Genomic DNA, 15,146 nt, shown 5'->3' on the forward strand with positions numbered 1-15,146 from the left:
GCTCGTCAATGCGGCCTGGTCGGCAGCTCGCCGCTGAACATCTCGTCTTCCAGGTCGTTGCCGGGAATCGCGTGCTCTTCGGCAGCCCAGGCGCCCAGATCGATCAGCTTGCAGCGCTCGCAGCAGAAGGGGCGGTAGGTGTTTTCGGCTTTCCACTCGACGGGCGCGCTACAGGTTGGGCATTGAACGGTAATGGTCATGGCTGGCCTCCACGCAGGGTCAGATAGAAGTTGTGCAGGCGCTCGACCTCCGCGTCCAGCCAGGCCATATCACGATCATTGATCAGCACGTCGTGAGCATGACGCAGGCGCTCTTCGCGGCTGGCCTGGGCCTGCATGATGGCGCGCACCTGTTCTTCCGAACTCTGGTCGCGCGCGATGGTGCGTTGCACCTGCAGCTCGGCAGGCGTGTCGACGACCAATATGCGTTGGGTCATCTGCCGCTGGCCGGACTCGACCAGCAGTGGCGACACCAGAATGGCATAGGGCGATTCTGCGCGCGCCAGCACCTGAACGATCTCCTGACCGATCAGCGGATGCAGCAGGCTTTCCAGCCAGCGGCGTTGCTCGGGGGCGGCAAATATCAGTTTGCGCAGTGCGGCGCGGTCCAGCTCGCCATTGGCTTGCAGTACGCCCTCGCCGAAATGCTCGACGATCCTGGTCAGCGCCGGACGTCCCGGTTCGACCACCCAGCGCGCCGCATGATCGGCGTCCACCACGTGCACGCCACGCTCGATAAAGCCTTGCGCCACCGCGCTCTTGCCGCTGCCAATGCCGCCAGTCAGGCCGAGTATCCAGGGTTTCATAACGCCAATGTGGCCTCGTTACTGCTCAAGGCCGCGATTGTAGGGGGGAATTGGATGCGATGCGAACCGCGTGTGGCCGCGATCCGTCATCCCCGCGAATGCGGGGACCCAGCTTGTGGAGTCAGGATGACTCCTGGACTCCCGCCTTCGCGGGAGTGACGAGTGTTGCTGGATTAGCTCAAAAACCGGCGAACTTCAGATAACTGCCGGTAATCACATCACCCCACAGCAGGGCGATCCACCCGGCAATCGCCAGATAAGGGCCAAAGGGAATCGGCGTGCCGGAGTCGCTGCCACGCATGCGCAGCAGAATCACGCCGAGCACCGCCCCGACCAGCGACGACAGCAGAATGGTCAGCGGCAGAATCTGCCAGCCACCCCAGGCGCCGAGCATCGCCAGCAGCTTGAAATCACCGTAACCCATGCCTTCCTTGCCGGTGATCAGCTTGAACAGCCAGTACACCGACCACAGGCTCAGGTAACCGGCAATCGCTCCCCAGAGCGCGTCTTCCAGGCTGGTGAACAGCCCGAAGTAATTGACGATCAAGCCCAGCCACAACAGTGGCAGCACCAGCACATCCGGCAGAATCTGGTGATCGGCATCGATCAGGCTCATCGCCAGCAGTCCCCAGGCCAGCACCAGCATGGCGCCTGCCTGCCAGGTAAACCCGAAATGCCAGGCGACGTAAGCGGAGAGCAAGCCGCAGGCCAGTTCGACGATGGGGTAACGCTTGCTGATAGGAGTCTTGCAGTTCGAACACTTGCCGCGCAAAAACAGATAGCTGATGACCGGGATGTTCTCCCAGGGCTTTATCTCATGACCGCAATCAGGGCATGAAGAGTTGGGCAGAAGGAGATTGAAGGTTTCTGCTGGTGCGGTGGGCGGTAACTCCAGTACCTCCCGCGCCTGGCCTTGCCAGTCGCGCTGCAGCATCAGCGGTAGGCGATAAACCACGACATTGAGGAAGCTGCCGATCAGTAGGCCGAAAATCGCACAGATAAAAACAAAGGCCGACAGATTGTCGGCCATAAAGTCGAACGCCATGTTTTAGCCAACCACCGAACCGAGTTGGAAGATGGGGAGATACATGGCGATGATCAGGCCGCCGACCAGCACACCGAGCACGGACATGATCAGTGGCTCCATCAGCGTGGTGAGGTTATCCACCGCGTTGTCCACTTCTTCTTCATAGTAACCGGCGGTTTTGTCCAGCATTTCATCCAGAGAACCGGCCTCTTCACCGATGGCGGTCATCTGTACGGCCATGGTTGGAAAAATGCCGGTGTTGCGCATGGAGAAGTTGAGCTGCGAGCCCGATGAGACATCATTCTTGATGCGGTTGACCGCATTGCGAAACACCACGTTGCCGGTCGCGCCCGCGACAGAGTCCAGCGCGTCAACCAGTGGTACGCCAGCAGCAAACGTGGTTGCCAGGGTTCGAGCAAAGCGCGCGACTACAGCCTTGTACAGAATGGGGCCAACGATGGGGGCTTTGAGCAGCGCTCGGTCTAGCGAATCGCGGAACTTCTCCGAGCGTTTGTATGCCTGGCCGAAGCTGTAGAACGAAATAAATAACGCGAAAACTACCAGGAACCACCACTCCTGCAGCCATCTGGAAAGGTTGACCACCACCATCGTAAAGGCCGGCAACTGCGCACCGAAACCTTCGAATACGCTCTCGAACTGCGGTACGACCTTGATCAACAGAATCGCCGTGACGATCACGGCAACCACGACTACCGCAATAGGGTAGGTCATGGCCTTCTTGATCTTGGCTTTCAACGCTTCGGTTTTTTCCTTGTAGGTGGCGACCCTGTCGAGCAAGGTTTCCAGGGCGCCGGACTGTTCGCCCGAGTCGACCAGGTTGCAGTACAGGTCATCGAAGTACATCGGCTTCTTGCGTAGCGAGGCGGCGAAGCTGTTGCCCGCAGCTACTTCCTGCTTGATCTCATCGATCAGCTTGCGCATGTTCGGGTTGTCGAAACCTTCGGCAATGATGTCGAACGACTGCAGCAGTGGCACACCAGCTTTCATCATGGTGGCCATCTGGCGGGTGAACAAGGCGATATCCATCGGCTTGATCTTCTTGCCCGCGCTGAAAAGGGAAACTGCCTTTTTACGCACCTTGAGCGGGTTGATGCCCTGCTTGCGCAGTTGGGCCTTGACCAGTGCGGGAGATTGGCCGGAGATCTCTCCTTTGATCTTGCCGCCTTTTCTGTCGGTACCTTCCCAGGCGAATACGCTGGTTTTCAGTGCTTTTTCCGCCATGGATTAGTCCTTGGTCACACGGTTGACTTCTTCCAGGCTGGTGATGCCCTGCATCGCCTTGAACAGCCCGGAAGTTCGGAGGTCATTGAAGCCGTCGGCTTTCGCCTGCGCGGCGATTTCGATGGAGTTGCCTTCTTCCATGATAATGCGTTGCAGGGAGGGCGTGATTTTAACTACTTCATAAATCCCCACCCTTCCTTTATAGCCGCCTTTGCAATTGTCACAGCCATTGGGGGCGAACAGCTTGAAGCTGCCAATCTTGCTTTCAGGGAAGCCTTCTTTGAGCAAGGCCTCGCGCGGCAGTGTTACTTCCTTCTTGCAGCTGCAGAGTTTGCGCGCCAGGCGCTGGGCGATGATCAGGTTCACCGAGGTGGCGATGTTGAATGCCGGCACGCCCATGTTGCGCAGGCGGGTCAGGGTTTCCGCGGCGCTGTTGGTGTGCAGGGTGGACATCACCATATGCCCGGTCTGCGCGGCCTTGATGGCGATTTCGGCCGTTTCCAGGTCGCGAATCTCACCGACCATGATCACGTCCGGGTCCTGGCGCAGGAAGGCGCGCAGGGCCTGGGCGAAATCCATGCCGTGCTTCGGGTTGACGTTGACCTGGTTGATGCCTTCCAGGTTGATTTCCACCGGATCTTCCGCGGTGGAAATATTGATGTCCGTGGTGTTGAGGATATTCAGGCCGGTATAAAGCGATACCGTTTTGCCCGAGCCGGTTGGGCCGGTCACCAGAATCATGCCCTGCGGCTGCTTCAGAGCTGTCATGTACAGCTCTTTCTGTTCTTCTTCATAGCCCAGCGCATCGATGCCCATCTGCGCGCTGGTGGGGTCGAGAATCCGCATCACGATCTTCTCGCCCCAGAGGGTGGGCAGGGTGTTGACGCGAAAGTCGATGGCCTTGGTCTTGGAGACCTTCATCTTGATCCGGCCATCCTGCGGCTTACGCCGCTCGGAGATATCCAGTTGCGCCATGACCTTGAGGCGGGCGGAAAGACGGCTGGCCAGCTGGATGGGCGGGCGGGCTACCTCATGCAGCATGCCGTCGGTACGAAAACGTACGCGGTAGGCTTTTTCGTAGGGCTCGAAGTGCAGGTCGGACGAGCCGCCCTTGATGGCGTCCAGCAGCATCTTGTTGATGAAACGCACCACTGGCGCATCGTCAGAATCGTTACCGGCGCCAGCATCGTCCGCTTCGTCGCTGACGGCTTCGACATCAAGCCCGTCCAGATCGACGTCAGCCAGTTCTTCCATGCCGGTGTTGCCTGTATCGAAGAACTTGTCCAGTGCATCGCCCAGCTTGTCGTCTTCGACCAGTAGCGCTTCGGTGCTGATGCCGGTGCTGAACTGAACATCGGTAAGGGCCTGGTGATTGGTCGGGTCGGACAGGGCGATGAACAGCTTGTTGCCGCGACGGTAGAGCGGCAATACGCGGTGCTGGCGGCACAGTTTCTCGCTGACGAGATCCTTCGGCTGGTGCTCCTTGTCTACCGCGCTGAGGTCGAAGTAGGGCACGCCGAACTGTTCAGCGGCGATCTCGGCCACGGCACGGCTCGAGGCCAGCTTGTTCTGTACCAGATAGGACACCAGCGGAATCTTGTTGCGCAGTGCCTGGGCAAAGGCCTGGCTGGCGGTGCGTTCGTCGATAAGGCTGGCATTGACCAGTTGGCGGGCGAGGCCGGTGAGTTGGGCGGTATCGCTCATGATGCAGGCGCTTGGTCCGAGGATTGATCCTGCTTATATAGCCCATATTACGTCTCGGCCCAAGCGTAGTTATCTGATGTGACCAAATGCGTCACATGCTGCCGAATTCCTGTGAGGTGAATTGGGCCGGTATGCTGGATATCCTTGAAAAAGCGGTATTTCAGAGTTGGCACGCGACCTGCTATGTACTTCGCAGGTCGCTGACCTTAACCACATAGGAGTTAATCCATGAAGTCTCTGAAGAAGCAAAAAGGTTTTACCCTGATCGAGCTGATGATCGTCGTTGCGATCATCGGTATTCTGGCTGCCATCGCCATTCCGCAGTTCAACGAGTATCGCGCAAAGGCGAACGACTCCACTGCTCAGGCTGACACCAAGAATGGTATCAGCGTAATGACCGCTGCTCAGCGCTAATTAATAGGGGAATTTGATATGAAGAACAATCTGCTGGGTTTGATTGCAGCTGTTGCATTCGGTTTTTCGGTTTCCACTGTTGCGGCTCCAACTGCAATCACTGGCGCCGTGATTACCGGCGGTACTGCTGGTGCGTGTACTGTTCTTGGCGAAGATGTGAAGGTTAACCTGTCGAAGGGTGTCAAGGGGTCTTATGACTGCTTCGAGGGAACTAACTCTATTAATATCGGCGCTTGCCATGAGGCCGGTAGTCGTAGCAATCAGCTGGTTTGTGCTCAGACTGGTATTAATGGTCAGGGTGCTGCCACATACAACAACGCTGCCTGTAACGACGATAACGTTGGTGACACCATTACGCTTAGTGCTGGCCTGAGTTATCGTGGGTATCGAGCCAGCACTACCGGTGGCTCGGTTGCAACTCAGTCGCTCAGCGCAGCATGCACTGACGGCACTGTGCAAGAATTGGTTAATCAGCAGCAATAATTAGATGTGTTGGCTAGGGGAGGGTTCTGCTCTCCCCTTTCTTTTTTGTGGTTTTCAATGTGCGGGTATCATTTTTTATGAAGAGCACCGCGGGCGGCTTTACTCTTATTGAATTGATGATTGTGGTTGCTATTATTGCTGTGCTTGCTGCGATTGCGATACCTCAATTCAATGAGTATCGAGCTCGTAGTAATGATTCAAGTGCGCAGGCTGATGTGAGTAACGCAATTAAAGTTTTTTCGGTTGATATACGGCGTTGATATTTTGTTTCTGGTTTTTATTTGATTAAGCGTTTTCAATGCAAATACTTTCTGAGCTGTGCGTGGGGGTTCGCTTATCTGTCAGGGCGGGCTTCTTATGGTTGGTTGGTATATCTGGTTTTGTATTATTTCTTATCGTCTGGATGGCCTCCGAGTTCAGTGGCCGCCAACCCGCAACCGTTGGGCTGGATGTTGGGTTGTCGGTGATGCGCCTTATCCTGCCGCTGATCATGGTGCTGATGGTGCAGGAACTGCTCTCGCGCGAGTTCGACAGGCGTTATTTCCTTTCCTCCCTGACGTACCCGCGTGCCCGGCAGGGTTTGCTGCTGGGGCGCTTCGCGTCGGTTGTCGTCTTGATGTCGTGCGTGCTGATCGTGATGGCGGTTGCGCTCGGCCTGCTGGTTGCCTGGATCGGTGAAGACTACGCCCAGGCCACCGGCGTTTCGCTGGGCTGGCCTTATGTCGCGACCGTGGCGCTGATTGGGCTGGATCTGCTGGTGCTGACGGCGCTGGCTGTCTTCCTGGCCATGGTCGCCTCCACGCCCAGTTTCGTGCTGATCGGTACGCTGGGCTTCATGCTGATGGCGCGCTCCTTCGCGGCGATCATCGAACTGCTGACGCGCGAATCCTGGGTCGTCGAGGGCGCGGAAAGCTACCGAGCCGGCGTCGGTGTGCTCGGCTACCTGCTGCCCGACCTGGGCTCCCTCGACATCCGCATGACGGCCCTTTATGGCCGCATGGAGTTCCTGCCCAGTGATCTGGGTGTGCTGGTGCTCAGCTGCCTGGCCTATGCCTTCGCCTTCCTCTGGTTGGCGGTGTGGGTATTGCAGCGCAAGCGTTTCGCCTGATCATGTTCAAGCGCTCCTTGAGTCTTCTGCTCGCTCTTGCCGGTTTCGCGGCATTCGTGGCTGCGGTGCTGTGGCGCAGTGGTCAGCCGATCGTCTTTCACAATGCTACGGTCAAGGACCGTGTTGTGGTGTCAGCCCCGGTCCTGACCGCGCTTTATGCGGGTGATCGCTTTCTCGCTGCGAACATGGAGGCCATACGCCTTTCTGCCACGGCTGTGGACCAGGGGCAGGCCGACATTCATTACCTGGTGCGGGCGCAGGTGGTCGTGGCCCAGCTCAATGCCTGCCACGAAGACAACTACTACCTTGCCAACGGTTTGCTGACCTGGGGTGGCGCGGTTGCCGAGGGTAACGAGGTATTGCGCCGAGCCATGGATTGCCGTTTCTGGGACGGTATCCCGCCCTTCTTCTATGGGGTCAATCTGGCCTTTTTCGAGAAGGACAAGACGCAGGCGGTGCAGGCCCTGGAGTTGTCTGCAGAGCGCTGGCCGGAGAACGCTGTCACCTTGCGACGCATGGCAATCATGTTGCGAGCCGAGGCGCTGGCAGATGAGCGTTTGGCAGTCAATTACCTGATGCAGCAGCGTGATACGACTCATGACCCCAAACTGCGTGAGATGCTCGACAAACGGGTGATACGACTGCAGGGGTTGATCGATCTGCGGGCTGCCCAGCGTCGCTACGAGGAGGCTCATGGCCCTTTGCAGAACTTTCAGCAGTTGGTCGACTCAGGGGAGATGGCTATGCTCCCGCAAGACCCGTTGAGACTGGGTTACGAGTTGCGTGACGGGCGTATCGAATTCAGAGAACTGAAAATTCCTGGTATGGAGAATCAGCAGTGAGTGCTGTGCTGGAGTTCAAGAACGTCAGCCAGACGTTTCGCGTCAAGGGCAAAGAGGTTCGGGCGCTGAAGGACATCAGCTTCGCGCTAACAGAGGGCGAAGTCTTCGGTTTTGTCGGGCCTAATGGCGCCGGCAAGTCCACGACGATCAAGGTGATGCTCGACATCATCAACGACTATCAGGGCCAGGTGAGCATCTATGGTGTGGATGCGCACAATGCTTCGGCCCGTGCGCCCCTGGCCTACGTGCCCGAAACGCCGGCTCTGTACGAGCAGTTCACGCCGTTGGAAATCCTGCGCATGGGGCTTTCCATGTACGGGATCAGGGGGGGCGATGCAGATGCCAGATGCATGCACTGGCTGGAGCGTTTCTCCGTCGATATGAATGCCAAGCGGCGGATTCGTGAGCTGTCCAAGGGTAATGTTCAGCGTGTGGCGCTGGCCCATGCGATGGTCGTGCAGCCCAAGTTGCTGGTGCTGGACGAGCCGCTTTCCGGTCTTGATCCAGTCGGGCGCAAGGATGTGGTGGAGATCCTCACCGAGTTCAAGCAACAGGGTGGGGCGATCTTCTTCACCTCACATGTGCTGCATGACGTGGAGCGTATTGCCGACCGCTTCGGCTTTATCAACAAGGGTGAGTTGCTGACCGTGCGCTCGCCGCGCGAACTGGCTGCCGAGCGTGCTGACGATATGCTGGTGCGTTATCACGCTGCGCAGCCGATAGGTGAGCCGCTACGTGTGCTGCGTGAGGGTGAGTTCGAGTGTGAAGTGCAGCAGGCCGAGCTGCCTGCCTTCATTGCACAGCTGAACCAGGTGGGCGGTCATCTTCTGACGGTCAAGCCAGCCGTTTCGTTGGAGACGGTGTTCTTCAATATCCTTGATGGCGCTGCTCGAAAGACGAGTGCCTGACGTAGGGTGCGCCGTGCGCACCGACTGCTTGCTGCGATCTCTCCCGCCCCTGTAGCAGCCGCTCTTGGGACTGGCGTTGTTTTACAACGCCAATCTCATCGACAAATCCACCGCCTTCACATCCTTGGTCAGTGTCCCCAGCGAGATGTAGTCCACGCCCGTCTCGGCGACCGTGCGCAAGGTGCTGTCATTGATTCCGCCCGAAGCTTCGAGCTTGGCGCGGCCGGCGGTGAGTCTTACGGCTTCGCGCATATCCTCGAGTGACAGTTCGTCGAGCATGACGATATCGGCGCCCGCTTCCAGCGCTTCGCGCAGTTCTTCCAGGCTTTCCACTTCGACTTCCACCGGCTTGCCCGGGGCGATCTGGTGGGCGGCGTTGATGGCCTGGGAGATGCCGCCGCAGGCGGCGATGTGGTTTTCCTTGATCAGGAAAGCGTCGTACAAACCGATGCGGTGGTTATGGCAGCCGCCGCAGGTCACGGCGTACTTCTGCGCCAGACGCAGGCCCGGCAGGGTTTTGCGGGTATCCAGCAGTTTTACCTGGGTGCCTCCAACCAGGTCGGCATAGTGACGGCAGCGGGTGGCGACGGCAGACAGGGTCTGCAGGAAGTTCAGGGCGCTGCGCTCGCCACTGAGCAGGGCACGGGCCGGGCCTTCGAGGCGGAACAGGGTCTGGTCGGCGCTGACCTTGTCGCCATCCTGCACCTGCCAATGCACTGCGACGCGCGGGTCGAGCTGGCGAAATACCGCATCGACCCACGCTGTGCCGCAAATTACCGCCTCTTCACGCGTGATCACGCGGGCGCTGGCCAGGCGCTCGGCCGGAATCAGCTGAGCCGTGATGTCGCCGCTGCCAATGTCTTCGGCCAGGGCGCGGCGGACGTTGGCTTCGATTTCGCTGCTGAGGTCGGCGAGTGTCAGGTTGGGCATGATCGGCTCCGGTGTAGGCGAGCGGCGATTATAGAGGCAGGCAGGGGGAGGGCAATGGGTTGGAGTGTGCTCGGAACCACCGCGGGGCAAAAGGATTCGCTGCGGGTCGCAGCGCCTGAAAAGGCGGGCGCGGCCCGACCAGCGGGGCAGCGTCACAGGGCTGTCAGCGTTACGCTGTAAAGATACGGCTGTCGTGTATGGGCTACCGTCTGGAGGTGGCGTGTGGCTATCTGTGATCTGGGTCATGTCTGTAGGAAAAATTGGCTTGGTATGGCGCGCGGCCTCCCTATAATGGCTTTACTTTTTTCATTATTGACGCCAGGCCTTTGACGTTACGGACGACGCTCGGTTGACGCTGTGCAGACCAGGAAGCTCGAGTTCGGGCAGTCTGCGGGAGACTAGAATGAAGACCGACGCGAACGTGGTGCACCTGAACAAGGCCACCGCAGAGCAATCGCCAACTTCGCCGGTAGGAAGACTGCCCGTGGCGCTGATTCAGGTGCGTGACAAAGCGGCGCAACAGCTCAAGCAGAACCTGCAGAGCCTGTTCGACAACGCGGACGATACCCTCTTCGAGATGGCGGATCGGGCGACCAGCAATGCCGAGCAGAATGCGTTCTTCGAGGCCATGCGCGACCTGCGTCTGAAGCGCAAGAACATCGAGCGCGGCTTTCTGCAGAAGGTGTTCGAGTCCTTCGCCAATCTCAATCAGTACGAAATCGGCAAGCCTCAGCCAGCCCTGGATGCCGTGTCGTTCGACAGCCTGAGCCTGGTGCAGAACGATGAGCTGGAAGAGACCGTGGCGCTGGACGCCATGGTGGCCAAGGTGATGAGCCGAGACGCTGTTGCCTTGGGCCATCTCACCACGCGCCTCAATGCGGTGATCAGCAAGAAGCTGGACGACAAGAGCAACCCGCTCGGCCCGACCCTGCTCAGTGAATACTTCCTCGACGCGTGCAGCAGCCTGGGTGTGGAGATCAAGGTCAAGCTGATCATCCTCAAGCTGTTCGAAAAGTACGTGCTCGGCAGTTGCGACACTCTTTACGCCGAGGCCAATCAGGCGCTGGTCAGCGCGGGCGTGCTGCCTGAACTGAAATCCGCACCGCCGCGCCGTCAGCAGCGCCCGGCAGCTTCCGCTTATGTCCAGTCGTCCGGCGAGGAAGGCATTCCCTTGCTCGAAGGCGCCGATCAGGGTGTGCAGGAAGTGTTCGGTGCGCTGCAGGATCTGCTCTCGCAAGTGCGCGGCACGGCGATGCCACGCCGGGCTCAGGCAGCCGATGCAATGCCGATCACCAGCAGCGACCTGATGCGTCTGTTATCGCATATGCAGCAGCGGGCTCCGGCGCAGGTCAGCGTCGAGGATTTCGATCTTCGCGACCAGCTGGAGCGATTGCTCGAACGTGCCAGTGCCAAGAGTGGCAAGGCGCGGGTGGTGGGCGAGGTCGACGAAGATGTGATCAATCTGGTGTCGATGCTGTTCGAGTTCATTCTCGATGACCGCACCTTGCCGGATTCGCTCAAGGCACTGATTGGCCGTCTGCAGATCCCGATGCTCAAGGTAGCGGTGCTGGACAAGACCTTCTTCAGTCGTGGCAGCCATCCGGCGCGCCGCTTGCTCAACGAAATCGCCTCTGCCGCGCTGGGGTGGGTCGATCAGGACGATGCGCAGCGTGACAGCCTCTATCAGAAGATCGAACAGGTGGTTCAGCGCCTGCTGAACGATTTCGTCGATGATCCGGCGATCTTCTCCGAGCTGCTGGCCGAGTTCATGGCGTTCACGGGCGATGAGCGTCGTCGCAGCGAACTGCTCGAGCAGCGTACCCGCGACGCCGAGGAAGGCAGCGCCAAGGCCGAGCTGGCCCGCCGCCAGGTCGAACATGCACTGAACGAGCGGCTGCTGGGCAAGACCCTGCCGGAAGTGGTAGTGCGCCTGCTGCAGGAAGCCTGGAGCAAGGTGTTGATGCTCACCTGCCTCAAGCATGGCGTGGATTCGGACGAGTGGCAGGCTGCGCTGCAAACCATGGACGACCTGGTCTGGAGCGTCGCCCCGCATGAAGATCCCGAGGCGCGTCTGCGTTTGCTGGAGCTGGTGCCGGGCTTGCTCAAGGCGCTGCGTGAAGGCATGGCCAGTGCTGCGTTCGATCCGTTCTCTACCAGCGAATTCTTCAGTCAATTGGAAGTGCTGCATGTGCAGGCCTTCCAGCGCTTCAAGCGCGCGGTGCCTGAAGCCGAGACGGTCGTTGCCGAGGATGCTGTGCACACCGATCCGAGTGAAGCCGGCATCGAGCTGCCAATGCTGGAGCTGCCGGCGGCCGAAGAGGTCGAGGACGCTCCGGCGATGGTCGAGGTGGTCGAAGAGATCATCCTGCTCGCGCCGGGCCAGACCCGTCCGCAGGAGCCGGACGTGGTGCTCCCGGACGACGACGAAGCGTTGCTGCAGGTGGACAGCCTGCGCGTGGGTAGCTGGGTGGAAATCCAGGAAGATGAAGAGCACAAGCTGCGCTGCAAGCTGGCGGCCATCATCAAACCCACTGGCAAGTACGTGTTCGTCAATCGCACCGGCATGAAGGTGCTGGAGAAGACACGCAACGCGCTGGCGGTGGAGTTCCGCCGCAACGCTGTGCGCCTGCTTGACGATGCGCTGCTGTTCGACCGCGCTCTGGAGTCGGTCATCGGTAATCTGCGCAAGCTGAAGAACGCCTGAGAGCAACTCCGCTGCTGATATCTGTAGGAGCCGGCTTGCTGGCGATGGTCCTTGTCAGGCGAGCGTATGATCGCCACCAAGCTGGCTCCTACAAACTCCCGTCTGCGTTTGGTTGATTGGTATCGCCCACCCGCTGACGTTTGCCACTCTTCGTTTTAGCGTGAGATTTTCCCGTCTTTGCACATCCTGTTGCGGCCTCGCTCTTGGCCGCCGTAGCCACCTGCTCTAGAGTGGTGACACGTTCAGGAGTGCCACATGCAGCTCGACCCTTCCACTGGCTGGTTCCAGGGCATCCCTCACTGCCCATCGCCGAATTTCAACGCGCGTCCCGGTGGCGAAATCTCCCTGCTGGTGGTGCATAACATCAGCCTGCCACCTGGGCAGTTCGGTACCGGCAAGGTGCAGACGTTCTTTCAGAACCGCTTGCCCGTGCATGAGCATCCTTTCTTCGCCGAGATCGCGTCCCTGCAGGTTTCCGCGCATTTCTTCATCGAGCGTGATGGCGGGCTGACGCAATTCGTCTCCTGTCTGGATCGTGCCTGGCACGCCGGGATTTCCTGGTTCGAGGGGCGCGACAACTGCAATGATTTTTCGCTGGGCGTGGAGCTGGAAGGGACGGATGATCTGCCCTACACCGACGCTCAGTACGCCAGGTTGGCCGAGCTGACGCGACAGTTGTTGGACGCCTACCCGGCGCTATCGACGCAACGTATCCGTGGCCACAGCGATATCGCACCTGGGCGCAAGACCGACCCGGGGGCAGCGTTCGACTGGTCGCGTCTGCACGCCGAATTGAAGGAGAGGTAGCAATGAGTTTTCTGGTGATTCTGCTGGTGCTGTGGGTCGAGAAATTTTCCGCCTGGCGTCTGCGCATCCAGCAGGACGGCCCCTGGTTGGCGCAACTGCAGCGCCTGCAACAAGGCGGTCTGCAGCAGGCTCCGTGGCTGTGCCTGGCTATTCTGGTGCTGTTGCCGGTATTGGCGTTGGGGCTGGTGCTGCTGATCCTCAAGCCTCTGGCCTACGGCTGGCTGGCTTTGCCCGTGCATTTGCTGGTGCTGATCTACAGCCTGGGGCGTGGTGATCTGCTTGCGGCGTTGGGGCCGTTTCGCGATGCCTGGCGCCGTGGTGACGGTCAGGCGGCTTACCATGTGGCTGAGCGTGATCTTTCGTTGCAGGCGGAGGAGGGCGCCGAGCTGCTGCAGCAGGTTCAGGGGCATCTGCTATGGCAGGCCTATCAAAGCTTCTTCGCCGTTATCTTCTGGTATCTGCTGCTCGGGCCCATGGCGGCGCTGGCTTATCGCTTGCTGGCCTTGAGCGCCGAGCATGCGCAGCAAGTCGCCCTGCGTGAACGCGCCGTGCAACTGCGCCACGCCTTCGATTGGCTGCCGGCGCGGGTACTGGCTTCCAGTTTCGCGCTGGTCGGCAACTTCGTCGCCGTCAGCCGCGCTTTGCTGCATGAGCTGCTGAGCTGGGACATTTCTGCTGCGCAGCTGGTGATCAAGGCCGGGCGTGCGGCCGGTGAGATGCCGCCGCCGGTGATGGGCGAGGAAGGCGTCGAGACCCTGGATCAGCTGTGGCAACTGCTGATCCGTGCTGCGGTGGTCTGGTACGCCGGTTACGCGGTCTGGGTGTTGTTCATCTAGAGATCCTGCCCAAGCGGTATGCAGGGCGGGGGCAGCCTGCTGTCACGCACAGTGGCGGGTTGCACCCGCCCTACGTGCTGGCTTTGTGGAAGCCGCGCCCTGCGGCGAATGGCGAAAACAGCATTCGCCCCACCTGCATGGCCTTGGCTGGACTCTCTGGGCGCGCGTTTAACCTTAAGTTACAGAGGCGCGTGTCGATAAGGGGTATAAGGAGGCCGTAGTCGACCCTGTTTGGTGATTTTCGTCACATTTATCTGCCTGTATTCGCCGTATGGATCGGCGCGCCGCAGGTCGGTCGACAGAGGACGCCGTGATCAGCCCGTGAGAGGCTCGGCGGCGATCCAAGCGATACCTATAACAATAATGGCAACTGGAGACGTCTAGTGAAGACCGTGTTGTATCCGGCCATCGCGCTGATGAATCGCCTCAGCTTCGGCATGAAGTTCAGCCTGATCAGCGTTTTATTCTTCCTGCCCATGCTCGTCACCAACTTCTATCTGGTGCGCGACTCCTATCGTCAGTTCGTCGGCACCCAGACTGCCCTGGAAAGCCTCGAGCTACTCGGCAGCAGCCTGCAGCTGCGCCGTGATCTTGAAAGCCTCAACGATCTGGTGCAGATCAACTCGATGATCGGTCAGTCCGGTCAGGCGGGGGATCTGGAGGGGCGTATAGATCAACTGCAGCAGTCGCTCAATGCCGGCCTGCAAGGGCTGCAGCCGGTGACCAGCGATACCGAGCAGGCAGCGGAGTTCGTCGCCAAGCGCGACGAATTGCTGGCCGAGCTGAAAGGCGCAGAGGCCGAGACCTCTTTGCAGAGCAAGACCGTCATCGTCGAGAAGTTGCTGGGGTCTTCCCAGGTCTTCATCAAACTGGTGGCCAGTCAGGCGGGGTTGAGCCAGGACCCGCAACGCCAGGTGCGGCAGATCACCGAGCTGATCACCAACGTCACCCCGCAGATCACCGATGTGCTCAGTCAAGGCCGTGCCATCGGCGCCTATTCCCTGGGGCAGGGTTTTCTCAATTCCGCAGCCAGCACCCAGTTCGATGACCTGCTGCTGCAGCTGGAGAAGCTGCACGCCGAGTACGGCCTGAATCTGCAGGAGGCACTGGCCGGTAACGTCGCTGCGCAGAACGGGCTGGGCAGTCTGGCCGAAGCCAGTCGCCAGAGTCTGAAGGACAGCGGCGTGCTGTTCGAGGATCAGGTGATCATCGCCGACAGCCTGGATACGCCCTGGGCTCAGTTCTACGATCAGGTCAGCCAGGAAATGGCCAAGACCTACGCCTTCAACGACGGCCTGCTGGCGTTCCTCGACAGCCAGTTGAGCGAGCGGCTGGC

At 59.6% G+C, this 15,146-nt stretch carries 15 protein-coding genes; 9 read left to right on the plus strand and 6 right to left on the minus strand.

Going from position 1 to position 15,146, the window contains the following annotated elements:
• Positions 1-5 precede the first annotated feature (5 nt).
• The 5 genes from yacG to pilB form a co-directional block, all read right to left on the minus strand.
• Entirely contained in the window at positions 6-200 is a 195-nt protein-coding gene (gene yacG, locus GV002_RS16245) for a DNA gyrase inhibitor YacG (protein ID WP_021487989.1), read from the minus strand.
• A complete protein-coding gene (coaE, locus tag GV002_RS16250; protein ID WP_160019379.1) occupies positions 197-805 on the minus strand; it encodes a dephospho-CoA kinase in 609 nt (202 codons plus the stop codon). Before coaE ends, yacG begins: the two co-directional genes overlap by 4 nt.
• Positions 806-983: 178 nt before the next feature.
• Positions 984-1,850, minus strand: coding sequence for a prepilin peptidase (locus GV002_RS16255; protein WP_178094711.1), 867 nt, complete (start codon positions 1,848-1,850; stop codon positions 984-986).
• Positions 1,851-1,853: 3 nt separating this feature from the next.
• Positions 1,854-3,074, minus strand: a complete 1,221-nt coding sequence (locus GV002_RS16260; protein WP_160019380.1) for a type II secretion system F family protein — start codon at positions 3,072-3,074, stop codon at positions 1,854-1,856.
• Positions 3,075-3,077: 3 nt separating this feature from the next.
• Positions 3,078-4,778 carry a type IV-A pilus assembly ATPase PilB gene (gene pilB / locus GV002_RS16265; protein WP_160019381.1) on the minus strand — a complete coding sequence of 567 codons (1,701 nt, stop codon included), beginning with the start codon at positions 4,776-4,778 and terminating at the stop codon, positions 3,078-3,080.
• Positions 4,779-5,006: 228 nt separating this feature from the next.
• Between pilB and GV002_RS24460 the strand changes: the two genes are divergently transcribed.
• The 6 genes from GV002_RS24460 to GV002_RS16295 all read left to right on the plus strand — a co-directional run bounded on the left by GV002_RS24460 (position 5,007) and on the right by GV002_RS16295 (position 8,533).
• Positions 5,007-5,192 carry a type IV pilin protein gene (locus tag GV002_RS24460; RefSeq protein WP_160019382.1) on the plus strand — a complete coding sequence of 62 codons (186 nt, stop codon included), beginning with the start codon at positions 5,007-5,009 and terminating at the stop codon, positions 5,190-5,192.
• An 18-nt stretch (positions 5,193-5,210) separates the two neighbouring features.
• Positions 5,211-5,675 carry a hypothetical protein gene (locus GV002_RS16275; protein WP_160019383.1) on the plus strand — a complete coding sequence of 155 codons (465 nt, stop codon included), beginning with the start codon at positions 5,211-5,213 and terminating at the stop codon, positions 5,673-5,675.
• A 77-nt stretch (positions 5,676-5,752) separates the two neighbouring features.
• Positions 5,753-5,935 carry a prepilin-type N-terminal cleavage/methylation domain-containing protein gene (locus GV002_RS24465; RefSeq protein WP_160019384.1) on the plus strand — a complete coding sequence of 61 codons (183 nt, stop codon included), beginning with the start codon at positions 5,753-5,755 and terminating at the stop codon, positions 5,933-5,935.
• Positions 5,936-6,141: 206 nt separating this feature from the next.
• The gene (locus GV002_RS16285; RefSeq protein WP_256667110.1) at positions 6,142-6,783 is read left to right on the plus strand and encodes a hypothetical protein; all 642 of its coding nucleotides are present in this window, start codon (positions 6,142-6,144) and stop codon (positions 6,781-6,783) included.
• A 2-nt stretch (positions 6,784-6,785) separates the two neighbouring features.
• Complete coding sequence (locus GV002_RS16290; protein WP_160019386.1) at positions 6,786-7,625, plus strand: hypothetical protein; 840 nt, start codon at positions 6,786-6,788, stop codon at positions 7,623-7,625.
• Positions 7,622-8,533 carry an ABC transporter ATP-binding protein gene (locus GV002_RS16295; protein WP_160019387.1) on the plus strand — a complete coding sequence of 304 codons (912 nt, stop codon included), beginning with the start codon at positions 7,622-7,624 and terminating at the stop codon, positions 8,531-8,533. The genes GV002_RS16290 and GV002_RS16295 overlap by 4 nt, the downstream gene beginning before the upstream one ends.
• 81 nt (positions 8,534-8,614) lie before the next feature.
• Here GV002_RS16295 and nadC read toward each other — a convergent pair whose 3' ends face one another.
• Positions 8,615-9,463 carry a carboxylating nicotinate-nucleotide diphosphorylase gene (gene nadC / locus GV002_RS16300; RefSeq protein ID WP_160019388.1) on the minus strand — a complete coding sequence of 283 codons (849 nt, stop codon included), beginning with the start codon at positions 9,461-9,463 and terminating at the stop codon, positions 8,615-8,617.
• Positions 9,464-9,866: 403 nt separating this feature from the next.
• Between nadC and GV002_RS16305 the strand changes: the two genes are divergently transcribed.
• From GV002_RS16305 to ampE, 3 genes are all read left to right on the plus strand, one after another.
• Positions 9,867-12,167, plus strand: a complete 2,301-nt coding sequence (locus tag GV002_RS16305; protein WP_160019389.1) for a DUF1631 domain-containing protein — start codon at positions 9,867-9,869, stop codon at positions 12,165-12,167.
• A gap of 255 nt (positions 12,168-12,422) precedes the next feature.
• Entirely contained in the window at positions 12,423-12,974 is a 552-nt protein-coding gene (gene ampD, locus GV002_RS16310) for a 1,6-anhydro-N-acetylmuramyl-L-alanine amidase AmpD (protein WP_160019390.1), read from the plus strand.
• 2 nt (positions 12,975-12,976) lie between these two features.
• Complete coding sequence (gene ampE, locus GV002_RS16315; RefSeq protein ID WP_160019391.1) at positions 12,977-13,810, plus strand: regulatory signaling modulator protein AmpE; 834 nt, start codon at positions 12,977-12,979, stop codon at positions 13,808-13,810.
• The last annotated feature ends 1,336 nt before the right edge of the window (positions 13,811-15,146 follow it).

It is taken from the genome of Pseudomonas sp. 8O, assembly GCF_902506495.1.
In the GTDB taxonomy this organism is placed as follows: Bacteria; Pseudomonadota; Gammaproteobacteria; order Pseudomonadales; family Pseudomonadaceae; genus Aquipseudomonas; species Aquipseudomonas chaetocerotis.